This window comes from Niabella digestorum, from assembly GCF_036409055.1.
GTDB classification, from domain to species: Bacteria; Bacteroidota; Bacteroidia; order Chitinophagales; family Chitinophagaceae; genus Niabella; species Niabella composti.
This window is the reverse complement of the sequence record NZ_JAZGLY010000001.1, coordinates 358,451-382,441: the sequence shown is the minus strand read 5'-3', so window position 1 is coordinate 382,441 and position 23,991 is coordinate 358,451. Positions and strand designations below refer to the sequence as shown.

Annotated in this window: 21 protein-coding genes; 7 read left to right on the top strand and 14 right to left on the bottom strand. The window is 41.5% G+C overall.

All coding sequences use genetic code 11. The features are described from left to right. Nucleotides 1-60 precede the first annotated feature (60 nt). From V2H41_RS01655 to V2H41_RS01615, 9 genes are all read right to left on the bottom strand, one after another. Entirely contained in the window at nucleotides 61-924 is an 864-nt protein-coding gene (locus V2H41_RS01655; RefSeq protein WP_330973374.1) for an outer membrane beta-barrel protein, read from the bottom strand. A gap of 45 nt (nucleotides 925-969) precedes the next feature. Next, nucleotides 970-1,803, bottom strand: coding sequence for a hypothetical protein (locus V2H41_RS01650; protein WP_330973373.1), 834 nt, complete (start codon nucleotides 1,801-1,803; stop codon nucleotides 970-972). A gap of 11 nt (nucleotides 1,804-1,814) precedes the next feature. Beyond that, on the bottom strand, nucleotides 1,815-2,876 hold the full coding sequence (locus V2H41_RS01645) for a hypothetical protein (RefSeq protein WP_330973372.1): 1,062 nt from the start codon (nucleotides 2,874-2,876) through the stop codon (nucleotides 1,815-1,817). Further along, nucleotides 2,876-3,361 carry an RNA polymerase sigma factor gene (locus V2H41_RS01640; protein ID WP_330973371.1) on the bottom strand — a complete coding sequence of 162 codons (486 nt, stop codon included), beginning with the start codon at nucleotides 3,359-3,361 and terminating at the stop codon, nucleotides 2,876-2,878. The genes V2H41_RS01645 and V2H41_RS01640 overlap by 1 nt, the downstream gene beginning before the upstream one ends. Before the next feature lie 76 nt (nucleotides 3,362-3,437). Beyond that, nucleotides 3,438-4,778, bottom strand: coding sequence for a rod shape-determining protein RodA (rodA, locus tag V2H41_RS01635; RefSeq protein ID WP_330973370.1), 1,341 nt, complete (start codon nucleotides 4,776-4,778; stop codon nucleotides 3,438-3,440). A gap of 1 nt (nucleotide 4,779) precedes the next feature. After that, entirely contained in the window at nucleotides 4,780-6,939 is a 2,160-nt protein-coding gene (gene mrdA, locus V2H41_RS01630) for a penicillin-binding protein 2 (RefSeq protein WP_330973369.1), read from the bottom strand. Between the two features lie 107 nt (nucleotides 6,940-7,046). Further along, nucleotides 7,047-7,580: a rod shape-determining protein MreD gene (locus V2H41_RS01625; protein ID WP_330973368.1), complete on the bottom strand. Its 534-nt coding sequence runs from the start codon at nucleotides 7,578-7,580 to the stop codon at nucleotides 7,047-7,049. Continuing rightward, nucleotides 7,580-8,233: a rod shape-determining protein MreC gene (gene mreC / locus V2H41_RS01620; protein WP_330973367.1), complete on the bottom strand. Its 654-nt coding sequence runs from the start codon at nucleotides 8,231-8,233 to the stop codon at nucleotides 7,580-7,582. The genes V2H41_RS01625 and mreC overlap by 1 nt, the downstream gene beginning before the upstream one ends. Before the next feature lie 278 nt (nucleotides 8,234-8,511). Beyond that, the gene (locus tag V2H41_RS01615; RefSeq protein WP_330973366.1) at nucleotides 8,512-9,537 is read right to left on the bottom strand and encodes a rod shape-determining protein; all 1,026 of its coding nucleotides are present in this window, start codon (nucleotides 9,535-9,537) and stop codon (nucleotides 8,512-8,514) included. Nucleotides 9,538-9,845: 308 nt separating this feature from the next. On the opposite strand from V2H41_RS01615, the gene V2H41_RS01610 reads away from it, so the two are divergent. From V2H41_RS01610 to V2H41_RS01595, 4 genes are all read left to right on the top strand, one after another. Further along, a complete protein-coding gene (locus V2H41_RS01610; protein WP_330973365.1) occupies nucleotides 9,846-10,805 on the top strand; it encodes a transketolase family protein in 960 nt (319 codons plus the stop codon). 122 nt (nucleotides 10,806-10,927) lie between these two features. Next, nucleotides 10,928-11,479 (top strand): RNA polymerase sigma factor, encoded by a 552-nt coding sequence (locus V2H41_RS01605; RefSeq protein ID WP_330973364.1) that lies wholly within the window; start codon nucleotides 10,928-10,930, stop codon nucleotides 11,477-11,479. Nucleotides 11,480-11,545: 66 nt separating this feature from the next. Next, entirely contained in the window at nucleotides 11,546-12,067 is a 522-nt protein-coding gene (locus V2H41_RS01600; RefSeq protein ID WP_330973363.1) for a hypothetical protein, read from the top strand. A gap of 5 nt (nucleotides 12,068-12,072) precedes the next feature. Continuing rightward, entirely contained in the window at nucleotides 12,073-12,459 is a 387-nt protein-coding gene (locus tag V2H41_RS01595; protein WP_330973362.1) for a hypothetical protein, read from the top strand. 158 nt (nucleotides 12,460-12,617) lie between these two features. Here the strand turns inward: V2H41_RS01595 and V2H41_RS01590 are convergent, their stop codons facing one another. Beyond that, complete coding sequence (locus V2H41_RS01590) at nucleotides 12,618-13,358, bottom strand: MBL fold metallo-hydrolase (protein ID WP_330973361.1); 741 nt, start codon at nucleotides 13,356-13,358, stop codon at nucleotides 12,618-12,620. Nucleotides 13,359-13,446: 88 nt separating this feature from the next. After that, on the bottom strand, nucleotides 13,447-16,785 hold the full coding sequence (locus tag V2H41_RS01585; RefSeq protein WP_330973360.1) for a methylmalonyl-CoA mutase family protein: 3,339 nt from the start codon (nucleotides 16,783-16,785) through the stop codon (nucleotides 13,447-13,449). A gap of 122 nt (nucleotides 16,786-16,907) precedes the next feature. Between V2H41_RS01585 and V2H41_RS01580 the strand changes: the two genes are divergently transcribed. Then, nucleotides 16,908-18,092 (top strand): aspartate aminotransferase family protein, encoded by a 1,185-nt coding sequence (locus tag V2H41_RS01580; RefSeq protein WP_330973359.1) that lies wholly within the window; start codon nucleotides 16,908-16,910, stop codon nucleotides 18,090-18,092. A 38-nt stretch (nucleotides 18,093-18,130) separates the two neighbouring features. Then, entirely contained in the window at nucleotides 18,131-18,805 is a 675-nt protein-coding gene (gene rpiA / locus V2H41_RS01575; protein WP_330973358.1) for a ribose-5-phosphate isomerase RpiA, read from the top strand. Between the two features lie 82 nt (nucleotides 18,806-18,887). Here rpiA and V2H41_RS01570 read toward each other — a convergent pair whose 3' ends face one another. From V2H41_RS01570 to V2H41_RS01560, 3 genes are all read right to left on the bottom strand, one after another. After that, on the bottom strand, nucleotides 18,888-20,102 hold the full coding sequence (locus tag V2H41_RS01570; protein ID WP_330973357.1) for an alanine dehydrogenase: 1,215 nt from the start codon (nucleotides 20,100-20,102) through the stop codon (nucleotides 18,888-18,890). A 90-nt stretch (nucleotides 20,103-20,192) separates the two neighbouring features. Further along, nucleotides 20,193-20,624, bottom strand: coding sequence for a tRNA (adenosine(37)-N6)-threonylcarbamoyltransferase complex ATPase subunit type 1 TsaE (gene tsaE / locus V2H41_RS01565; RefSeq protein WP_330973356.1), 432 nt, complete (start codon nucleotides 20,622-20,624; stop codon nucleotides 20,193-20,195). Nucleotides 20,625-20,737: 113 nt separating this feature from the next. Further along, nucleotides 20,738-23,080: an ATP-dependent helicase gene (locus V2H41_RS01560; protein WP_330973355.1), complete on the bottom strand. Its 2,343-nt coding sequence runs from the start codon at nucleotides 23,078-23,080 to the stop codon at nucleotides 20,738-20,740. A gap of 177 nt (nucleotides 23,081-23,257) precedes the next feature. On the opposite strand from V2H41_RS01560, the gene V2H41_RS01555 reads away from it, so the two are divergent. Further along, nucleotides 23,258-23,974 (top strand): hypothetical protein, encoded by a 717-nt coding sequence (locus V2H41_RS01555; protein ID WP_330973354.1) that lies wholly within the window; start codon nucleotides 23,258-23,260, stop codon nucleotides 23,972-23,974. Nucleotides 23,975-23,991 lie beyond the last annotated feature (17 nt).

Sequence of the window (23,991 nt, the reverse complement as noted above, 5' to 3'; positions counted from 1 at the left end):
ACAGTTACTGTAAGAACTGTTTTATAAGATTTCTACCGAAAATATTTGCAATCACTATTTTTAGGGAGTCTCCAACTTACCGAATAATTCGGTGGGTTTTATTCGCACCCCAAAAGTGTAAGGGGTAATATCCAATCCTCTTTTGTACATGCTTTTAAATGCATAGGAGCCGTACAGACGCAATACTCCTAGATTCAACTCGCCCATATACGCCAGTTTCCAAGGACGCAAGTCAAAATCCCCCCTAACCTTGGACTTACCCTCATCGGAATTAATAAACTTATTTCTGGCTGAATAGAGATATCCAACACTTACACCCGCACTGATTTCGAAGGGGTAGAGACGTGTAGGCGTCAGATTTAAATTCAACATGATGGGAACGGTAATATAATCTGCAGCTAGTTTATTTTTTCTATAGGAGCGGTTGTTTGTCTGATCCAAGTACATTACCGGGGAGTTATGCACAGCCTCGGTAATAGCCTGATAGCGTACCGGTTGCTTGTAATGATAATTATTCAACTCCAGCCCCAACCCATACTGAAAGTTCACATAATGATTAATAAGATTAAACTGCTGGGTCACAAACCATATGTTGACGTTGCGCGATATAAAAGGTTTTAGATCCAGCCATGTTTCATTTGCTCCAGGAGCATAATCTTGTGCTTCCACACCGGTATAATCGGTGTTGTCTGCATAATTAGAAACACCCAAGTCGATAATAGCCCATTGTGTTTTTACATTTCTAGGACTAATACTGCTACTTAATTTTTTTAAAAACCTTCTCCTCCCCGACTCTATAGGAGCATTATCGCGGATAATAGTTACGCCACCTATTACTAGGGTATCTGGTTTGGGTTCGTCCTGAGCTTTACCACATATGGCCAGCATCAGAAAAAGTACGATGCATAAAAATCTGGCTAACATAATACTGTAAAGATACAGCATCGCTTTCATCTACCCTCACGGGCATTATAATCTGATGCCGATGGTATAGGGAGTCATGTCGAGGCCATTCTTGAACATGCTTTTGAAGGCGTAAGAACCGTAAATACTGAAATACCCCAAATTCAGCTCCCCTACATAAGCCAATTTCCAAGGATTCAGGTTAAAGTTATTTTTCAGTTTTTCTTTTCCCTCATCCGATGTAATGGTTTTGTTTCGTGCGCTATATAGATAAGCAATACTGATACCGGCACTGAACCCCCATTCTTTTCCTTTATCCACCTTCACGCCGCACCCTGAATGTTTTTCATTAGATGCGAAACGATTGCTCGGATTTCCAAAATTAACATTTAGCATAATGGGTAGATTTACATAATCCGCGGCCAGTTTGTTTTTCCGATAGGTACGATCGGCGGTATTATCCCAAGAAACATAGGGTTGATTTTTATTAAAACGAATAGGATTGGTATAACGATAATTATTCAGTTCAAGCCCCAATGCATATTTAAGGTTAAGATGCGTATGAATCAGATTGATCTTTTGCTGAAAAACCCAGATGTTTACATTTATAGACTTCCCGTTCTTCAAATCAAACCACTCTGTATTGCTTCCTGGCGCAAAAGCCTGTGCTTCGGCACTATTGTAATCTGTATGGTCTGAAAAATTGGCAAAGCCTAAATCAAAACCCGAAAACCAGCTGGTTTTTACTCTTACTGGACGTTTGTATACTTCCTTCTCAGTAGTTCTATCTGATGAACTTTCTATTTTCACTTCAACACTTACTTTGGTAGAATCAACTTGCCCATAAGCAACAGTTGCAAAAAGCAACATTATTGTCATCACACTAAAATAAATACGCATATACACTGTTTTTATTTTTCTGTATTCCTAAGGTTAGTAATATTTACTGCGAATCCGGCGATAATTACCTCATCCTCGCCATTGGTTAAAATATCCAAGGCCCGATTTTTAATATTTTTACCAAGATTTTTAATCAAAGATTTTTTCTTCTTAGAGGTAGTAACCTCCTGCGGCGATGAGGGAATGATATCTGAATGCACTATCGCAATGCTTTCTCGATCTATATCTACGGCAGGTGTAACATCTAGAGCAAGGCTCTCCGGTTCTTTTACTCGGTGAATATCGGGAGCATCTTTCACAACTGCTGTTAGACCATATAGTGGGTCCTGTACTTCGATGTTTTCTTGCTCCCTAACAATTGCAGTGCCTACCTTACTGCTCTTTTCCTGAAGTATTGTAGATTGCGGCACATCCGTAGAACCACCTTTTATATTTCGCTGCTCTTGACTGTGAACTAGCTGGGTGTGGGGTGAAACGGCTATTGCTAACTTATTGAAACCAGTAGGTACGGTATCTTTTGTAAAAAGATGTTCCTCTGATCTGCTCTGCTGTGATTTAGCAGCGAGAGGGACCGCTTCCTCTTGTTTTCCATAAAAGGTAAAATAGATTGCTAACAATACTCCTGCAAAAACAGCGGCTACTGCAATTTTCAGCCATGTAGAAGATAAATGACTAACAGGAGCTTTTTTATAAAGTTTCTCTTTATGGGGACAAGTTATCGATAGATCCGGTTGTAGATATACTTTTTGTAACTCCTGTAGCGGTTGCGCATCGCCCTGCTCCAGCACTGCTTCAACCCACAGTTTATCTTCCTGAGATAGCTCACCGTCCAGATATAGCATTAGCGTTTCGTCGCTTACTTTCAGCAACTTATTCTTGGCCGGGTACACTATCTCCTCATCCGGTTGCTGCACGGTAGCTTTGAGGATATCCAGCTCCCGCTCCAAATACGGATGGAGGCTTAAAAATTCATACAAAGCTTTCCGCTGCCCGACATCCCTGAGCTCACCGTCCACTAGTAGTAAAAACCAGTGTTCGTAATTATCAATATTGATATCTGTAAGCTCCTTCACTATAACACGTTTTCCATTTTAACAATATACGCTTTCAACTGCAAGCGTGCACGGTGCAGATATACTTTCACCTGACTTTCACTCAAACCTGTAATGCCACCTATTTCTTCATAACTATACCCCTCGTAATCTTTCAATAACACTAACGCTTTCTTCGTTGCATCCAATTTTTCCAAAGCATGATGAAGGGCATCCTTTAGGTTGGCAGGCGGATGTACGGTACGAGTTTCATGTGTTTCCACTTCTTCTACAAAACTCATTTTTTTGTTCTTCCGAATCCAGTCAATCATTTTCCGATAGGCAATAGTATACAGAAGCGATTTTGCTGTTTCCGGAATAACCGTACTGCGCAACTTCCACAATTCTTCAAAAGCAGACTGCACCACATCTTCGGCATCAGCCTCATTCTTCAGGCTTTTTAGAACAAAACGGTAGAGCCCATCCGCATAATCCCGTACGCAATTATTATACTCCCGTTCTGTCATGATAGCCTGATTTCCTAATTGCCTTTAATACTAATACGGCTAAGGGATGTAAAAAGTTACAGGGAGGGGATTTTTTTTATCGAAGGATCATCTGTCGGTCAGCATCTAGGCGTATGAGTATAAAAAGCAGTATCGAAAAAGTTAGCAAGGATGTACCGCCATAGCTGATCAGAGGCAACGGAATTCCAATTACCGGCGCTAGTCCTATCGCCATTCCGATATTAATAGCAATATGAAAGAAAAATACGGAGGCGACTCCATAAGCATAACAGCGACTAAATACACTGCGCTGCCTTTCTGCAATGGTTACAATACGAAATAATAAAAACAAGTAAAGCCCCAACAATACCACACTTCCTACAAATCCAAAACCCTCACCAATGGTATCGAATATAAAGTCAGTTCGCTGTTCGGGCACAAATCCATACCGGGTTTGAGTACCGTTTAGCAGTCCTTTTCCCCATAATCCGCCGCTACCTACAGCAATTTTGGATTGTTTTACATTATAATCCGCAGTATTTAGTTGTTTACCGTTTTTTTCATCAATCTTCACCTCGGACTTCAGATATTCTTCCGGAATATCTTTTCCGATGGTACTGAAAATACGTTCTACTTGGTGCTTTTCAAATACATGCGTGAACAAGAAGGGCACCCCGAACCGTTGAATACCCACACATACTACCCATATCAGTATAATTCGCACCAATATAGCCTTGTTACGCTTGATCTGCCTTTTACTAAACAAAATTACCAGCCCAGCTATCACTGTAAGAATTAGAGCCAACACATTTTTATCCAGCAGTAGGGTTGCCACTATTAGCACGCCAATTCCAATGCCCGTAACAATATAAACAGCGGGTAGGCCTTCTCGGTACATAACTAGAAAAAAAGCAAAGAACACCAGTGCAAGCCCCGTTTCCTTTTGAAATATTGTAATAACGGCTGGTGTGAGCGTAAGTGCCGCGGCAATTAATTGGGATTTGGGTTTGGAAAAGTCCATCTCGGGCAAAGAAAGATATTTAGCCAGTGCCAGCGCCACCGTAATTTTACAAAACTCCGCAGGCTGAAACTGAAAACCTCCGAAACGGATAATGGACTCCGTTCCCTTCACCGAAGAGTGAAAGGGGAACACCAACAACAGCAATATAATTCCTCCTGCATAGCATAAATTAGCGGTTGCGGGAAAAAATTTACTGTCAGTCAGCAAAATAAAAAGTCCCAGTACTAGAGCTACACAGGCAAAATAAAACTGCTTGCTGTAATCTGTCTTATATCCGAGAAAACTCTGTAATATCGGGTCGCCTTCCTTATAAGTAACAGCAAAAATAGCCATGAGTCCGATGGACACCAGCAACAGATATAAAATGATTAACACTATATCTATCCCCTTTGATATTTTGACGTTTTGCTGACTCATGCTAATTATGAATAGTATTCGTTACTTTGAAAACATATGGTCTGGGATTACTCACAATCGCTACCCAATTTTCCTTGCGCACTGGCAACGGCAGCTTTTCTTGCTGTTCCTGTTGCTTTTCTTTATTGTTAGCGGCCTTTAACTGCTTAGGTTGTGATGAAGTCGATGCAGAGGTATCTTTCTTTTGACTTCCTTTTATAAATTGTTTTATACGTGAACTGTCACCATAAGCTTTTAACCATTCGACAGCCCTTACCGAGTCCGTATAATACTGCAAACGAGGAATGTAAGGAGGTAAGATATTAGCCTTTGAAATCCGCTCCAAATCGGCCTTGCTTTTGGGCGTCAATGAATCCAGCAAATACTGCTCCATCAAAATACGGGCAATAGGTCCAGCCCAGGTAGCTCCGTATCCGGCATTTTCCACTACTACAGCCACACAAATTTTAGGGTCATCCTTGGGAGCGAAACATACGAACATGGAGTTATCCTTCAAGGTCCATCTTTTCCCGGCTACATACCTTGAGTTTTGTGCGGTACCGGTTTTGGCACATACCTCAATACCCGGAATATTCGCCACCCTTGCAGTACCGTGTAATACCACATCGTGCATACCATTAATTACCGCGTTGTAAGCAGAGTCGGAAATATGCGTAAGCACATCATGCCTTTGTCTGTATTTATTCATGAAGACGCTATCTTCCGGAGTTTCATTCTCAATACTGTCTACAAAATGTGGCGTGTAGTAATAACCTTTATTGGCAATAATGCACATGCTATTGGCCAGTTGCAGCGGTGTAGCCGTCATTTTATCCTGTCCGATACCTAAGGTAAGATTGGTACAGGAGCTCCAAGAGCCCTTATATTCCTTATCATAGTCAGCTACTGTGGGAATATTGGCCTTATCCTCGCTAGGTAAATCAATACCCAATCTAACGCCGAGCCCGAAATTGTGCATATAATCTTCCCACACTTCAAAACCTTTTTTAGTATTTCCGATACGAGGATTATCTATCGTTTTTCTATAAATATCTACAAAATAGGAATTGCAGGAATTGGCAATAGCCCGACGAAGATTAGCAGCGTGGCCACCCCCGGCATGGGTACAAGCGGGCTTCCCGGTACCACAATTGTAATAACGGCCTCCACAAGGGAAACCGAATGAGGGGGTAATAATACCCTGATCCAAAGCAACAAGTGCCCCTAAAGGCTTAAAAGTTGAGCCCGGGGGGTATTGTCCTTTTATGGCCCTGTTAAGCAATGGCCCCTTCACATCGAGGAGTAAACGACTGTAATTTTTATTTTTTTCAGTGCCGGTAAGATCGTTAGGGTCAAACAAAGGGCCTGAGGCCATAGCCAATATCCCGCCGGTTTTGGGGTCGATGGCAACGACCGCACCCATTTTATTATCTATAAGTTTTTCCGCCAATATCTGCAGATCCACATCAATAAAAGTCTTCAGCCCACGACCTGCTATTGCAATTGTATCAAATGCACCGTTCTCATAGCTACCTACAAGCCGGTTACGATTGTCTTTAATCATATACTGCACCCCACGCTGGCCCATCAGCACCTTTTCATAAGTATATTCCAACCCGCTTTTACCCCGATAATCGCCCATACGGTAAAACCCGCCCGAGAGCTCAATATCTTTGGGCGAAACTTCTCCTACATAACCTAGAAAATGTGCTCCTACATTATAAGGGTATGTACGCACAGGACGTTCCTGCAATGCAAAGCCCGGAAATTTCCAGCTATTTTCCTCAAAACGTGCCTGAAGTTCGGGTGTTAAAAGAGACATGAAAATAGAAGGCCTTACTCTTGTATTCTTGATAATAGCCTCCACGATTTTCTGTCGGAAAGTGGCTGTATCGATCTCCATCAACCGGCAAAAGGCCATGGTATCGATATGTTTTACCTCAGCAGGTGTTACCATCAGGTCATACATGATGGTATTGTTCAGTATAGGGCGACCTTTGCGATCGTAGATAATGCCTCTCTCGGGGTAAACAATTTTCTCAAAAATGGCATTATCTCTGGCTAGTTTATGGTATTTACTACTCAGTATTTGCAAATTCACTAACTGTCCCAGTATCAGCAAGAATACTGAAAGAAAAATTGCCCGAATAATATAACTCCTGGAACGATTAAACACGGACATAGAATAAGGTATGGGAGATTTTTAAGGTTATTTGCAAATATGTTGCAAAGGTATTGTGCCCGCCCATACTTTTACAATTTTATCCCAAAATATTTACTAAAAGAAAATTAAACTGTGTTGGTTCTGTATCTGAGCTTGCGGGGGAAGATGAGCTCGGCGATAATAATCATCAAAAGACTGATAGCTGTGGTCACAAAAATTTTCATTAAGAACACTATAAAAGAACCAAACGACAGCCAGGCCAGAAAAAGCAGATAGAAATTATGACAAAATGAGAGAATTAATGCATACAGTAGATAGGAAGTCCAGCCCATAGCTTTCGGGGAAGGCTCTTTACTACTATACTCTGCAGCTTCTTTGGGTGAAAGCAAATGAATGATAAATGGTCGCAAATAAGCTATCAACACACATGCCGCTGCATGCAAACCCGGGGTAATTGAATAGTAATCGATGGATAAGCCTAGAAAAAAGCCTAAAATAAGCAACCAACCTCGCTTGATATAAAAGGGCAGCCACAAAATGTATAAGAAATACAGATAAGGTGTTATCAGTTCGTGTAATAGCGGCATTTTGTTTAAAATGTATACCTGCAAAAACACAAACAGTATAAAACGTATTGTATTTCTTACCAAATCACTCATTAATTCGCCGGTTTTTTATCTATGAGATTCCGGGTTTGCTGGTCCAGCCCCTCTTGCGTTCTCATACTCACATTTTCCACCACAAATACCTGCTGTACATTGGTCAGATTTGCTGTAGGCTTCACTTTCAGTATAAGAAAATTGCTGGATTTATCGATTAAAACTTTTGAAACCGTACCTACCAGTTGCTCCGGCGGATAACTGAGAGAATAGTTTCCGGTAACAATGGTATCACCTACCCGTACAGAATCGGTTTTGGGAATATTAGTCAAGGTAAGCTCCTGAGGCGACTTACCGTCCCAACTAAGCATGCCGGCACTGCCGGTTCTTTTCAATTGTACATTAAATTTATTGACCACATTCAGTAGGCTCATCACCTGACTGAAGTTTTCGCCGGTATTCACCACCTTTCCTACCAGTCCACCGTTTGAACTAAACACGCCCATATCATCGGCAATTCCGGAGCTGCTTCCACGGTTGATCTGGAGATAATTTTTATCACTGTTTACCGTACTGTACAATACCTGTGCACTACGCCATACATACTGCTTTTGTATAGCGGGGTTGCCCAGTAAAGAATCGGAAAGCGCTATCGTACCGGTATCTACTCTTACAAAATTCTGACGAAGCAAATTCACAAGGGAATCGTTCATCTGGTGTACACGACGGTTTTCCTCCCGCAGGGAGAAAAAATCTTCGAAATAATTATACTTCTGGTTAAAATACGAGGTAATGCTTCCTGCAATTCCCAACCCTTTGGCTCTGTGCGACCTATTATAGGTAAAAAGCAGGGAGAGGCAAAGAACTTGCAGAATTATAAACAGTATAAATACTGAAGACCGTCGGATGAACAAAAATATATTACGCATTGCCCCAACCCCCTGGGGGGATTTTTTTGAATACTTACAATGGTGGATAAAGCGTCGCTCTATTAACGCATTACAAACGGATATTTATCGTAGTTCTGTAATGCAATACCGGTGCCCCTTACTACACTTTTCAGTGGATCATCGGCAATATGTACGGGAAGCTTTATTTTTTGACTTAATCTTTTATCCAAACCACGCAGCAAGGCTCCTCCACCTGTGAGATAAAGACCTCTCCGGTAAATATCGCTAGCAAGTTCAGGGGGTGTTTGTTCCAGAGCCTTTAAAATAGCCTCTTCTATCTTAAAAATGCTTTTATCCAATGCTTCAGCTATCTCCTGATAGCTAACCATTATTTGCTTGGGAATACCGGTTACTAAATCACGACCGTTTACAGGTATATCATCCGGTGGGTTATCGAGATCTTTGGTTGCTGCACCTATCTGAATTTTAATTTGCTCGGCAGTGCGCTCCCCAATCAGCAAGCTATGATACCTTCTCAACGCTTCCATGATATCAGCAGTGAACTCATCTCCTGCGATACGGATACTTTGGTCGCATACAATTCCAGCCAAGGCAATTACCGTAATACCAGTAGTGCCTCCGCCTATATCGATAATCATGTTCCCTACCGGCTCTTCCACATCAATCCCAATACCCAACGCTGCCGCCATAGGCTCATGAATCAAATACACTTCTTTGGCACCGGCTTGCTCAGCACTATCTCTTACTGCCCGCTTCTCTACTTCGGTGATAGAAGAAGGAATACAGATCATCATTCTCCAGCTAGGTGGAAAAAGCGGCTTTTTGGGGTATACTAATTTGATGAGCTCGCGAATCATCAGCTCAGCCGCATTAAAGTCGGCAATTACTCCATCTTTCAATGGCCTTACGGTGCGGATGCTTTCATGGGTTTTTTCGTGCATCATCAATGCCCGCTTACCAACCGCGAGCACTTCTTTAGGATTGTTGCGATTAAGCGCTACAATACTTGGCTCATTTACAGCCACTTGATCATTATGTATAATAAGGGTATTTGCAGTACCCAAATCCATTGCAATTTCCTGTGTAAACCAGTTAAAAAGTCCCATTCTTATATATATTCAAAATATGTTGGCAAAGGTGGAGTAATTTCACGAAAGTAACAAAGCAAAACTATAAATACACCAGATTTTACTCACCAAAATTTTATTAACACTCTCTTGATAAATACTCGCCCTGGCACCATTTTCATACCAGATTTTATAAGTAGAAATAGTATTGTGCAATTTTTAGGAAATATTAGCTATTTTTAAACGCTCTAAAATTAGGAAAATAAAAAATGTATTTCTAACATTTAATGCAAATGCATTAAATGGATTGACTTTTTTTCATTACGTTTGCTACTAAACTTTTTACGATGGCTTTAAAAGATATTCAATCAACAGGAAGTAAAGACACAAGAAGCGGATTCGGTGATGGTATAGTAGAAGCTGCCCGCAACAATGAAAATATCGTGGCACTTACTGCTGATCTGCTGGGATCAATGAAATTAAATCAATTCGTTAAAGAATTTCCAGATAGATTTATTCAGTGCGGTATTGCCGAAGCGAACATGATGGGTATCGCAGCAGGCCTAGCCATAGGAGGAAAAATTCCTTTCACAACCACATTCGCTAACTTCAGTACCGGCCGTGTATACGACCAGATACGTCAATCTATTGCCTACAGTGGTAAAAACGTAAAAATTTGTGCTTCTCACGCCGGTGTTACGTTGGGAGAAGATGGTGCCACTCACCAGATTTTGGAAGACATAGGTCTGATGAAAATGCTGCCGGGTATGACCGTAATCGTACCTTGCGATTATACACAAACCAAAGCAGCCACCAAGGCCATAGCCGCATACGAAGGACCTGTTTACTTGCGTTTCGGACGTCCTAGCTGGCCTATTTTTACCAAAGAAGAAGATTTTGTTATCGGAAAAGCTCAGTTTTTCTCTGAGGGTACCGATGTAACCATATTTGCCTGCGGTCACATGGTTTGGAACGCCATTCAAGCCGGCGCCATTCTGGAGGAAAAAGGCATCAGCGTGGAAGTAATTAATATCCACACCATTAAGCCATTAGATGAAGAGGCTGTCATCAATTCGATCAAGAAAACCAAATGTGCTGTAACCGCCGAAGAGCACAATATTATCGGGGGTATGGGTGATGTGATTGCCCAATGTGCAGCTAAACATTTTCCAATTCCTATCGAATTTGTGGGCACTAAAGACACCTTTGGTGAGAGTGGTACTCCTAAGGAACTTCTGAAGAAATACGGATTAGACGTTCCCGATATTGTAGCTGCCGCCGAAAGAGCTATTGCAAGAAAAGGTTAATATAATTTTCTTCCGATAAAACCCTATGGCATTTGCCCATAGGGTTTTTTATATGCCACTAAAAAATGCTAGCGTCTTTGCTTTAAACCTTAGTGTCGAAAAATAGTCAATTTATAAGTTAGATGCATCAGCAAGGCCTTACAGATGAAGCCCTACTGGCTCTTTTTCGTGACGAACGCACGAAAGAGAAGGCTTTTTCCCTGATTGTATCTAAATACAAGGAAAAACTCTACTGGCATATAAGGCGACTGGTGGTGGTACACGAAGATGCAGATGATGTACTGCAAAATGTTTTTATAAAAATGTGGAAAGGCCTGGAGCATTTTCGCGAGGAAAGTAAATTATATACATGGCTATATCGCATAGCCACTAATGAAAGTATCACTTTTCTCCACAAGCAGCAAAAGGCACGCATCGTAGACCTGGGAGACACTTCAGACTTACAAAACAGTGTAAAAGCAGACCCCTATTTCGATGCTAGCAAACTGGAATGGAAATTGCAGTTAGCCATTCAAACATTACCCGAGCAGCAAAGGCTCGTATTTTGTTTGCGATATTTCGACGAAATGCCGTACAATGAAATCAGCGAAATTCTGAGAGTTTCTACCGGATCGCTAAAAGCCAGCTACCATCATGCGGCTAAAAAAATTGAGGATTATTTGTTGCACCATTAAACTTTTTTATCATCAGTTTGTCTGATTTTGCAAATGGAAGAACGGGACAACATACCGAGTATTTTGATGAAGGTCAAAAACCCTCAACTTTCAGAGCCCCCTTACAGGGTTCCCACCCATTATTTTGAGAATTTGGAAAAAACACTTCTTGATAAAATAAAAGAAGAAGAAGAAATAGAAAATGAATTAAAGACTTACCCATTACTAAAGAGTGTTTCGAGAGCAATGCCCTACGCTGTTCCAGATGGCTATTTTGGAAAAATAAAAGGCCAGCCGGACCGCCGCACCACTGTTATCCGATTACGTAGGTGGTGGGTAGCTGCTGCTGTTATTACAGCATTCATGATTATTACAGCCGTTTTCAAATTCTCCCGTAAGCATAATGAATTAGTGGCTGCATCCAGTTCTGACACCGCCATTCAGTACGTAAGCGTGGATGAGCTTACAAGTTTTATTGATGCGGATATTGATAATATGCTAAATAGCGAAGATATTTCTGAAGGCAATACCTTATTTAAAAATATCAGCAACCAGGAGCTGCTGAACTTTTTAAATGAAACCAGTACCTATGATGGAATTTTAAACTGACAAAGATGAGATTCATTTTGTCCATACTAACCATTATATATTTATCCCTATCCGTAGCTGCTCAGTCTTCCCCAACAGACTCAGTAAGGATAAATGATTTATTTTTTACTTACGTTAGCAAAAACTTAACATTAAATAAATCCCAGGCATCCAGCCTTAAACCTCATGTGAATAAATATCTGCAGGAGCGCAGGAATGTAATAAAAGCTCATAAAGACCCACTGGAGCGAGAGCGTAAAATTGCAGACTTGAAAATTAAATACCGTAAACAATTTACGCCTATTATAGGAGTAGAAAAGGCCAATGCTTTCTTTGCCCAAGAGCAAAACTTTAGAAGACAGGTTCGAGAAGAATTACGCAAAAGAAAAAATAAAAGTTTAAACATTAATTAAGTAAAATTTTAGCTCAAAAATTTTTTTTGAATAATTGTATTTCTTACTTTTGCTCTTGGTGTTTTTCATAGGTTAGCAACGGCCAGCTCTTTTTAGGGCAGGCCCTTTTTATTTGTAGCAATTAACATACAGAGAAAGACCTCCTTAAAATTCAGTGTTTACTCATTGAATTGGTGTATAGGGGTTTTGATATCATGATAAAATAAAAACTTCCACCCCCCCTCAGCTCCTTCCTTCAGCCATTTTTCGCGCAATTGCATGGCTTTTTTGCCATCGAAATCATATTTAGCTGCAAAGCGAGTGCGCATTTGAGATAGTTGCGGAGCATCATCTCCTCCGAAAAAAGCAATCTCATCCCCGTCTTCTATCCATATTACCCGATGAAACTTAGAATGCGCTCCTGTTATTTCATAACGAATGCCTTCCCCTAATGTGCCTTGCTCTGCTTCAGACAGGACCACATTATCGGCAGACTTTAATAGCTCCAGCATTTCGGTATGATACGAGACTGAACCACCCTGCAGCGCATATTCTAATTCCTGCTTCTGGATATAATGCGTAGCGTTTTCAAAAGACAACTGCCCCGTATAAGGATTGATCAGCCCGCTTGCATGGTCCTTATGCAGATGACTCATGATAACTTTGGTAATATCATCTGCATTTAGCCCATGTTCACTCAAGTTTTTAAATAATTGAAACTGCCCCTGCTCATTTTTTTGCCCCAGGCCGGTATCCAGTAGTATAATGTCATTGTCCGTAATGACCACGAAAGGTTGTATCTCCACCAACAAACTTCCGCGAGAACGGTCAGTCATCGCATCCTGTCCTACATGAAATGGCACAAATTTTTTTGTAGCGTCTACCGTAAAAGCACCTTCAGAAAGTGGAATAATTTTCATAAGCCCAAAAATAGCTGTTATTATTGAGCCTGGATTTATTAACAATGAAAAGATGCTGGGATGTCCCATCAAGTCTAGATGTTCTGTACTACATATTTCTTCTGTACTGCCCCCCCACTTCATATAGAGCGCGTGTAATTTGTCCGAGCGAGCAGTATTTCACACATTCCATCAACTCGGCAAAAACATTTCCATTATTTAAAGCAACTTTTTTTAGCCTCTGTAAAGCCGATGCGCTCCGCTCATGGTGTCGTTGCTGAAAAGCCCGCAAGTTTTCCACCTGCTGTTTTTTCTCCTCTTCAGTACTACGGGTAACCTGATGTGGCAATAGGGTTGGGCTTCCTTCTTTATTTAAAAAAGTGTTCACACCAATTATCGGAAGTTCACCTGAATTCTTCTGCGTTTCGTAATAGATGCTTTCTTCTTGAATTTTATTTCGCTGATACATTCGCTCCATGGCTCCAATAACGCCTCCTCGTTCGGTAATGCGATCAAACTCTTTCAATACAGCATCTTCTACCAAATTCGTTAATTCTTCCACAGCAAAGCTGCCTTGTAAAAAATTTTCCGATTTCACACTGCCCAACTCTTTATTGATAATCAGCTGAATGGCCATGGCACGACGTACGCTTTCTTCGGTAGGCGTGGTAATTGCCTCATCATACGCATTGGTGTGAAGCGAGTTGCAATTGTCGTAAATGGCATATAATGCTTGCAGCGTCGTTCTGATATCATTGAAATCTATCTCCTGAGCGTGCAAACTCCTGCCTGATGTTTGAATGTGATATTTCAATTTCTGAGAACGCTCATTCGCACCATACTTTTCCTTCATGGCTTTGGCCCATATGCGCCGTGCCACACGGCCGATGACGCTATACTCAGGATCCATTCCATTACTAAAAAAGAAAGACAGATTGGGAGCAAAATCATCAATATGCATGCCGCGGCTCAAATAGTACTCCACATATGTAAAGCCGTTTGCCAGAGTAAACGCCAGCTGTGTTATAGGATTTGCTCCAGCCTCCGCGATATGATAACCGCTGATGCTCACACTGTAAAAATTGCGTACCTTATTGGCGATAAAATATTCCTGTACATCGCCCATCAATTTCAGGGAAAATTCGGTAGAGAAAATGCAGGTATTCTGAGCTTGGTCCTCCTTTAAAATATCAGCCTGAACCGTTCCTCTTACTTTTAACAAGGTATCCGCTTTAATTTTCTCATACACTTCAGGGGGCAATAATGTATCTCCACTAAGCCCCAGCAGCTTTAAACCTAACCCATTGTGACCTTCTGGCAGCGTACCTCTGTATATGGGAACATTATTTTCGGTATTACCATCGATATTCCATTTGTGGCCATTATTAGTAAGCCATTTTTCACACTGCTGATCAATCGCCGTGTTAAGAAAAAATGCCAGTATGATAGGCGCTGGGCCATTAATTGTCATCGAAACTGAAGTGGCTGGATCACATAAATCAAAACCGCTGTAAAGCTTTTTCGCATCGTCAATGGTAGCCACACTCACCCCGCTATTACCAATTTTTCCATAGATATCAGCTCTGTAATCCGGATCTTCTCCGTATAGGGTTACACTGTCAAATGCCGCGCTCAATCGCTTGGCCGGTTGTTGCAAGCTCAAATAATGAAATCGCTTATTAGTTCGCTCTGGAGTTCCTTCTCCCGCAAACATACGCGTAGGCTCCTCTTCGTTCCTTTTCAGCTCAAATACGCCGGCGGTAAAAGGAAATTTTCCCGGCAAGTTTTCTTGCAATCGCCATTTTAGAATATCTCCCCAATCCTTATATGTAGGAAGCGATACTTTTTTTATGGTAAGCCCACTTAGCGAAGTGGAGATCAGAGACTGATGCACAATTTTATCTCTGACTTTATATTCTAGATAATTTTTCGCATAAACTTCTTTCACCTTCGGCCACTCTTCTATCAACTCTTTACATTGCGGATGCAACTCATGCTGTAGTTCCCGAATTTTTTCATCGATTAGTGAATCGTTTTTTATCAGTTCTTTCGCTCCATATAACTGGTACAATGCAGAGGCAATGCCGCATTGCTTCTCCACCCAGCTATCGTAATTGTGAATACACTCTACAATCTCTGATAAATAACGACTCCGCTGGGGAGGAATAATCTGCGATCTATTAAAAGTTTCTCCTTGCTGCTGCTGTGTTGCTGAGGAATAAAACGTCACACCCGTTTTTTTAGCAATAACATCCATCAACTTTTCAAAAAGTTTGTTAACACCTGCGTCATTAAACTGTGCTGCGATGGTACCTATCACAGGCAATGTCTCATCTGGAGCATCCCACAACTGATGATTTCGCTTGTACTGCTTGCGTATATCATGAAGTGCATCCATTGCTCCCAACTTATCAAACTTGTTTATGCAAACTAAATCTGCATAATCGAGCATATTGATTTTTTCCAGCTGGGTAGCTGCCCCGTATTCGGGAGTCATAACATACATACTCACATCGCAACAGTCAACTATAGAGGTATCGCTTTGCCCTACACCGGCACTTTCCAAAATAATCATATCAAAGCCCACTTCCTTGCATATCGCAATAGCATCCCGAGCCGTAGCACTTAATGCCATATGCTCGTTGCGGGTGGCGATAGAACGCATATAGGCTCGGGGATGAGAGATGCTGTTCATTCTGATACGATCGCCCAGCAATGCCCCACCAGTCTTTTTCCGAGAAGGATCGATTGAAATGACCGCAATGGTTTTATCCGTATAATTCAAAAACCTTCTTACGATTTCATCGGTAACGGAAGATTTTCCAGCTCCTCCCGTACCGGTAATCCCTAATACTACACCCTGCTGCTTTGCCCCATCATTCACAAGCTGATGCATCAAAGCCGTATAATCCACCCCACTCTCTGCAAGGGTGATAGCTCGAGCTATGCGCCGTACGTCTTTTACTCTTTCTAGCGGCGCGACACTATGCCAGTTTTCTGCAGCATTGATATAGGGAGCATTATCCAGTGCACACTTTGCCAGCACATCCTCGATCATACCCTCCAGTCCCATTTGCCGACCATCATCGGGAGAATAAATTCTGGAAATTCCATAGTTATGCAATGCATCTATTTCTTCGGGCAGAATGGTACCCCCACCTCCGCCGAAAACTTTTATATGCCCACACCCAGCATCCTCCAGCATATCTCTTATGTATTTAAAAAATTCCAAGTGTCCCCCCTGATAACTGGTAATGGCAATTGCATGAGCATCCTCCTCAATAGCACATTCCACAATTTCATAAGCACTGCGGTTATGTCCCAAATGAATTACCTCGGCGCCCTTAGCTTGCAGAATGCGACGCATGATGTTAATAGCAGCATCATGACCGTCAAATAATGAAGCAGCAGTAACAATACGAATGATGGTATGCGGATTGTTTTTCATATGGTCAAACAGATATAAACAAACTTACATGAATTTTTTCATCTATTTCCGGATACTCAAATTATGTATTATGCATCTTACTTCTCTCTAAACCGCTATCCTTTTCTTACTTTTGACCCGCTATGAATCAACGAGAACTTTTTCTAAGACATGTAGCACAAACTTCTACTGCGCCACTTGCATTGGAGATAGTGAGAGCCGAAGGCTGCTTATTGTTTGATACTACAGGAAAAACATATATCGATTTGATAGGCGGCATTAGTGTAGCGAATACCGGGCACAGGCATCCGAAGGTGATTAAAGCCATTCAGAAACAACTGGATGCCTACATGCACATTATGGTATACGGCGAATTTGTAGAAACCCCTCAGGTACAGTACGCCACACAGCTAGTACAACACCTCCCCCCCACTTTAAATTCGGTATACTTTACTAACTCCGGAGCGGAGGCTGTGGAAGGAGCTATGAAATTAGCCAAACGCGCCACTAACCGAACCAAAATTATCGCCTGCAAAAATGCTTATCATGGGTCTACACAAGGCGCACTGAGTATCATAGGCAGCGAATATTGGCGAAATGCTTTCAGGCCGCTGCTGCCTGGCGTTCTTCATCTTCCTTACAATAGCGAAGCATTGCTAGAAGCAATTGACGAAGATACTGCTTGCGTAATACTGGAAACTGTTCAGGCCGAAGCCGGGGTTATAGCCCCCGAAAAAGGCTGGATACAGGCTGTGAGAGACAAATGCACTACAACAGGCACACTGCTAATTCTCGATGAGATACAAACAGGTTTTGGCAGAACCGGCAAACTGTGGGGCTTTGAAAACTTTGATGTCATACCGGATATACTACTACTAGGCAAAGCTATCGGTGGTGGCATGCCTTTGGGCGCTTTTGTTGCAGACAAAGCCTTGATGATGCAATTAGCTGAAAATCCTGTATTGGGACATATCACCACATTTGGTGGACATCCGGTTTGCTGCGCTGCGGGGCTGGCAAGTTTTGAAATGCTGATTCAAGAGAAATTATATGAAGATGTCGCCCGTAAAGCCGGACTTTTTTTATCGGCATTACAACACGCAAAAATACAAGCGGTAAGAAATGTAGGACTGTTAATGGCTGTGGAATTTGAAAACTTTGAGACAAACAAAAAAATCATTGACGCCATTATTGCAAGGGGAGCTTTGACAGACTGGTTCTTATTTGCATCATCCTGCTTACGCATTTGTCCCCCCCTGACAATAACTGATGAAGAAATAGAAAGAGCATGCCATATCATACTAGAGGTCTTAAATGACGAAATCTGAAACGAATAAGCACTAACGACGAACTATAAAGAAAGAATATGAACCCCAACAACGAAAAACAAAGAGCGGCATTAGAAGCCGTAAAAGAAATTCAAAATGGTATGATTGTAGGACTGGGAACGGGTTCCACTGCCTACTATGCGATACAAGCCACTGGCGAGCTGGTAAAACAAGGCCTACAGATACAAGCTGTACCTACATCAGAGCACACACGCGAGATGGCCGCTTCACTGCAAATCCCTTTAGTAGATATCAATACCATTGATCACATTGATCTCACTATAGACGGAGCCGATGAGTTCACGCCCAAGCTAGAACTTATAAAAGGGGGCGGAGGAGCATTGCTACGAGAAAAAATCGTAGCCTCTATGACCAGAAGATTCATTGTCATCACCGACAGTTCCAAAAAAGTAGACAAACTGGGGAAATTCAAAGTTCCTATAGAAGTGATTCCTTTTTCGTACAATTATGTTCTCCGCGAGTTACAAAAATTAGGAGGCCAAGGAATTGTACGCAAAAAAGAAGATCAACCATATCAAACAGATCAAGGCAATTACATTATTGATGCGGATTTCGGGCTTATTGAAGATCCTACTGCATTAGAAAAACAAATCAATAATATCGTAGGAGTAGTTGAACATGGCTTATTCCTTAACCTCGCATCCAGGGTAATCATGGCGCAGGGAGATGATATAGTAATATTTGAAAAGTAATTATAATTGAGTTTGCAAATAAAAGCACGAAGCAAAATGCCTCGTGCTTTTATTAATAATCTTTATTATTCTAACAGGATGTTCACCTTTGGCTTGCAATAAGCAAGTTCAAGTCTGTGTACTTAAGATCAAAACGTTGGCTAAGATAGAAATTGGTCAGGTATCCTTTAAATAGATAAATACCATGACGTAAATGTACTTTATGCCAAGCCAATTCTTCGACACCTCCAGCCTCACCGGCCTCAATCAGTAGAGGCATTAATACATTACTAATAGCCTGAGATGCTGTGCGTGAAAAGCCCGAAGGGATATTGGGTACACAATAATGAATCACACCGTATTTTATAAAAATAGGTGCCTCATGTGAAGTCACTTCTGATGTCTCAAAACATCCGCCACGATCAATGCTTGCATCAATGATTACCGAGCCGGGACGCATACCGCTGACCATTTCTTCTGTAACGACCATAGGCGTACGGCCGTTCTGATTGGCCAGAGCACCTACAGCCACTTCGCAAGTGCGTAATTGCTTAGCCAGCAGTTTAGGTTCAATAACCGAGGTCCACAGACGTTGTCCAATAGTATTCTGCAAGCGTTTTAATCGACTAACATTATTATCAAATACTTTTACCGAGGCACCGAGTGCCAGTGCGGCTCGGGCTGCATACTCTCCTACAATTCCTGCCCCAATAATAATCACCTTGGTAGGTGCAATTCCGGAAATTCCTCCGAGCAATACCCCTTTTCCATGATTGGCAGAGCTTAAATACTGTGCTGCAATCAACATCACCGCACTACCGGCAATCTCACTCATACTACGCACTATGGGATAGGAGTCAGAATCATCTTTAAGATTTTCGAAGGAGATAGCCGTTATTTTCTTCTGCATCATCGTACACAATACCTCCTGCCTGAGCACGGATAAATGCAAAGGAGATATAATGCATTGATTCATCTGCAGCAATGGCAAATCCTCCTCCACAACCGGCGCACTCTTTACCAATATAGGGGCTTTAAAAACTTCTTCGCGGCTATAAACAATCTTAGCACCTGCATCGCTATATTCTTGGTCTCTGAAATGGGAAGCGTCTCCCGCATTATGTTCCAGAACCACGGTGTGTCCATTATTCACTAATACACTTACTGCATCCGGTGTCAACGCCACTCTGTTTTCTTGAAATGCAATTTCCTTAGGTATGCCAATCGTCATTCCTGAACCTTTCACTTTTATATCCAGTGTTTCCTCTAGTGTTTCATAGCTAAATGACGGGCTAACGATAGGCTTCTTTTTACTCATATGTACAATGGTGTGCTATAAAATTCGGGTTTATAATGGATGCCATTTTGAAAGGTTACCTTCTTCAAACTTACTGAATCTTTTCGGTTCTTATTGCGTAATTTCAATAGTACGGGTATTACCTTCATCCTGATGTAGATATACATGTATCGCATCCGGAGGTAATAAGTCTGGTATACGCTCCGGCCATTCCACAAAGCAATAATTGCCACTATATAGGCAGTCTTCCACTCCAGCCTGAATGGCTTCTTCCTCGTCTTTTAATCTATATAAATCAATATGAAATATTACATCTTGCGCTTCATTATGCGAATACATATACTCATTAATAATAGAGAAAGTAGGGCTACTTACTGCATCCTGAACACCCAGCAACTTGCATACCGCACTCACCAGTGTTGTTTTGCCTGCACCCATATTACCGTGCAGTGCAATTACTTTATGATCTTTCACCTGGTTCCAAAACCACTTTGCCACACTATCTATATCCTGTATGCTATACTCTTTCGTAATAAACGACATAGTGTAATTAAAAACGCAAATATCCGTCTTTAAGAAATATAATAATTCAATTAATCGTCTTCATTCCCTATGAAAGCAAAGCTCGATAACCAAAGGGAGTTATTTTCAAAACCCTATTCCACCACTCTAAGTTTTGCATAGTTAAGTAAGATCTTTTTCTCGCCATTATGCTCAAATCTGATCAACGCCATAGGATTATGGCTGGCCCCCTCCATTTTAATCACCTCCCCAAAACCAAATTTCTGATGCTCTACCCGTTTGCCCACCTGTATTTCCGAAACATCACTTGCAACAAAACCCGGTGTAGGGGTATGTTCTTTTACCTTAGGCTCCGGTTTGGGAGAGAGATAAGATGGTGTGGTCTTTTTAGAGGGGGGTGGTCCGTATTTTCTTTCTGCATCCAGTACGGTATCCTGCCCCCAACCTCCATTCAAGCGGTCAAAAGCGCTGCCTCCTGGAGAGAAGGATGATAACAAGCGTGTTCCTCCGCCGGCATAAGTTCTGTCCAAAAACTCTTCCGGCAGCTCTTCGATAAAGCGGCTAGGTTCGTTTTGCACCAAAGAGCCGAATTTATATCGGGTATGTGCATAAGTTATCCAGAGTTTTTTCTTAGCCCGGGTAATGACTACATAAAATAAACGACGTTCTTCTTCGAGTTCTTCTCTTGTATTAATACTCATAACATTGGGGAACAACATTTCCTCCAATCCGGCCGCAAATACACATTCGAACTCCAATCCTTTCGCCGCGTGAATGGTCATTAGTTTTACCGTATCAGCATCAGGATCTTTTTCGTCCGCATCGGTAAGCAGGGTAATCTGTTGCAGATAGGCACCCAAGGTTTTATCTACAACTTCACCTTCCTCGTTATCCGGGCTTTCGACCCATTCTTTGATGGAGTTCAGCAATTCCTGAATGTTTTCATACTTCTGAAGTCCTTCGGTACTCTTATCATTGAATAGCTCTTTTACCAGGTTCGTTTGTTTACCAACGTGGAAAGCCACTTCATAGGCATTATGCTTACCCAGCATGCTAATGAAGCTCTTAATCATGGTCACAAACTCATTGATGGCTTCCAGTGTTCCTGACCTGAACCCAAACTGAGGTGCATTTTCTAGCACCTCCCACATGGTAATATTATGCGTATTAGCTAAAAGAATAATCTTATCTACCGTAGTCTTACCAATGCCGCGGGTAGGATAATTGATAATGCGTTTTAGCGCTTCCTCATCCTTAGTATTGATGATTAATCGCAGATAGGCTAACAGGTCTTTTATTTCCTTTCGCTGATAGAAGCTAATCCCTCCATAAATAGTATAAGGAATGTTCAAACGCCTCAATGCCTCCTCAAAAGCACGGCTTTGGGCATTGGTACGATACAGAATAGCAAAATCTTTGTTGGCAAAATGATTCCGCAATTTCTGCTCCTGAATAGTGTCAGCTATAAACTTTCCCTCATCATTGTCAGACATCGTCTTGACAACTTTGATTTTTTCTCCACTAGCATTCTCGGTAAATAATACCTTGGGAATTTGCCCCTTATTTTTGCTGATGACGGAGTTGGCTGCATTGATGATGTTCTGAGTACTACGATAATTTTGTTCCAGCTTTACCACCTTCACATCATCATAATCTTTCTGAAACTGTAATATATTTTGAATAGTAGCCCCACGGAAACTGTAAATACTCTGCGCATCATCCCCTACTACGCATACATTCTCATGCATGGCTCCCAGCATTTTAATAATTGCATACTGAGCCGGGTTAGTATCCTGATACTCATCAATTAAAATAAATTTAAACTTATGCTGGTACTTACTCAGCAAGTCCGGAAAGGTTTTTAACAACTCATAAAACTTCAGCAAAAGGTCATCAAAATCCATCGCGCCGTTCTTAAAGCACCGCTTGCAATAAGCATCATAAATTTTTGCAAGTGCCGGTCGATTAGCCCGCATATCTTCTTGTTGTATGTAATAGTCGTTGGCGTAATCTAGAGGGGTAACCAATGCATTCTTGGCAGCCGAAATGCGGTTGTAAACCGTAGCCGGCTTATACAGTTTGTCATCAAGATGCATTTCATTGATTACGGTTTTCACCACGCTTTTGGCATCATCGGTGTCATAAATAGTAAAATTGTTAGGATAGCCCAGCCGGTGAGCATCGGCTCTTAAAATCCGCGCAAATACACTGTGAAAAGTACCTATATATAAATTGCGAGCTTCATTATTACCTAAGATATGTTCCACCCGCTCCTTCATTTCCTTAGCGGCCTTATTAGTGAAAGTCAATGCCAGAATATTGAAAGCATCCACCCCACTAGCCATTAAGTGTGCGATTCGCGTGGTAAGCACTTTGGTTTTTCCGCTTCCCGCTCCTGCAATAATCATGATCGGGCCATGTATATGCAATACCGCCTCCCGCTGTCTTTCATTCAATCCTTGTAAGTAATCCTGCATGGGCGCAAGTTACGAATAGGTACCTAAAGCTTTCACATAAAATTATCATTTGGGAGAATTTAGCCTATTAAACCATGCTCATTACGAAAAGTCACATTTAAGGTTTCTATAAATCTTAACAATATGATGTAAAACCTTTCAGGTACAACCTTCATCTTACTTAAAAATAGAGTACATATGGAGACACTACATTTATTAAAATCTGGTCTTTTAGCTATAGTATTGGCAAGTGCTACTTTCATTAATGCTCAGGAGGTTTCTTCTGTAAAAGAACGTCCTCGCACCTATCGCCATATCAAAAAAGACCATTTTTCGAAAGAGCTGAATCTGTCTGAGCAACAGCAAAAAGAGCTACAAACGCTCAACACAAATATGAGAGACAAGTTAAAGGCTATTGCAAAAGACAGCAGTCTTTCCAAAGAGGAAAAAAGAAAACAACTGGCCGCAGTAAGGGCTGAATTTAGTGATAAGAGAAAAAATGTACTGACGCCCCAGCAAAAAGAGCTAATTGACAAAAAACTACAGTCCTACAAAGAGTATCGTAAAAAAAGAGGATTTGCGAAATGGGCTCGCCGAGGAGCTCACGGCTGGTCAAAGGATGGCTACACCAAGAGCAGGAAGTTTTCAAAAAAAGCATCTAATGCCTATGCGGACTCCTTACGATTGACTGACAGTCAGAAACAAAAATTAAAAGCCATTATGCTGGATACTAAAAAGAAAGCATTAGATATCAGGCATAATACCGCTCTTAACGCAGATGAAAGACGTCATCAGTTTGAAGCATTGAGGAAACAGCATAGTGCTGAAGTAGATAAAATATTAACAGAGGAACAAAAAGCGATTTGGCAGCAATATAGAAAACATCGCCGCCCACACAAGCCTAGCAATGCATAACTATAAATAAAATTGCT

Bases quoted from the DNA above. Each gene is read 5' to 3' on its own strand.
- V2H41_RS01580 (WP_330973359.1), top strand. From the start codon at position 16,908: ATGAATCAACGAGAACTTTTTCTAAGACATGTAGCACAAACTTCTACT.
- rpiA (WP_330973358.1), top strand. From the start codon at position 18,131: ATGAACCCCAACAACGAAAAACAAAGAGCGGCATTAGAAGCCGTAAAA.
- V2H41_RS01605 (WP_330973364.1), top strand. From the start codon at position 10,928: ATGCATCAGCAAGGCCTTACAGATGAAGCCCTACTGGCTCTTTTTCGT.
- V2H41_RS01610 (WP_330973365.1), top strand. From the start codon at position 9,846: ATGGCTTTAAAAGATATTCAATCAACAGGAAGTAAAGACACAAGAAGC.
- mreC (WP_330973367.1), bottom strand. From the start codon at position 8,233: ATGAACGATTCCCTTGTGAATTTGCTTCGTCAGAATTTTGTAAGAGTA.
- tsaE (WP_330973356.1), bottom strand. From the start codon at position 20,624: ATGTCGTTTATTACGAAAGAGTATAGCATACAGGATATAGATAGTGTG.
- V2H41_RS01650 (WP_330973373.1), bottom strand. From the start codon at position 1,803: ATGCGTATTTATTTTAGTGTGATGACAATAATGTTGCTTTTTGCAACT.
- V2H41_RS01625 (WP_330973368.1), bottom strand. From the start codon at position 7,580: ATGAGTGATTTGGTAAGAAATACAATACGTTTTATACTGTTTGTGTTT.
- V2H41_RS01570 (WP_330973357.1), bottom strand. From the start codon at position 20,102: ATGAGTAAAAAGAAGCCTATCGTTAGCCCGTCATTTAGCTATGAAACA.
- V2H41_RS01615 (WP_330973366.1), bottom strand. From the start codon at position 9,537: ATGGGACTTTTTAACTGGTTTACACAGGAAATTGCAATGGATTTGGGT.
- V2H41_RS01600 (WP_330973363.1), top strand. From the start codon at position 11,546: ATGAAGGTCAAAAACCCTCAACTTTCAGAGCCCCCTTACAGGGTTCCC.
- mrdA (WP_330973369.1), bottom strand. From the start codon at position 6,939: ATGTCCGTGTTTAATCGTTCCAGGAGTTATATTATTCGGGCAATTTTT.
- V2H41_RS01640 (WP_330973371.1), bottom strand. From the start codon at position 3,361: ATGACAGAACGGGAGTATAATAATTGCGTACGGGATTATGCGGATGGG.
- V2H41_RS01595 (WP_330973362.1), top strand. From the start codon at position 12,073: ATGAGATTCATTTTGTCCATACTAACCATTATATATTTATCCCTATCC.
- V2H41_RS01555 (WP_330973354.1), top strand. From the start codon at position 23,258: ATGGAGACACTACATTTATTAAAATCTGGTCTTTTAGCTATAGTATTG.
- V2H41_RS01585 (WP_330973360.1), bottom strand. From the start codon at position 16,785: ATGAAAAACAATCCGCATACCATCATTCGTATTGTTACTGCTGCTTCA.
- V2H41_RS01560 (WP_330973355.1), bottom strand. From the start codon at position 23,080: ATGCAGGATTACTTACAAGGATTGAATGAAAGACAGCGGGAGGCGGTA.
- V2H41_RS01590 (WP_330973361.1), bottom strand. From the start codon at position 13,358: ATGAAAATTATTCCACTTTCTGAAGGTGCTTTTACGGTAGACGCTACA.
- rodA (WP_330973370.1), bottom strand. From the start codon at position 4,778: ATGAGTCAGCAAAACGTCAAAATATCAAAGGGGATAGATATAGTGTTA.
- V2H41_RS01655 (WP_330973374.1), bottom strand. From the start codon at position 924: ATGTTAGCCAGATTTTTATGCATCGTACTTTTTCTGATGCTGGCCATA.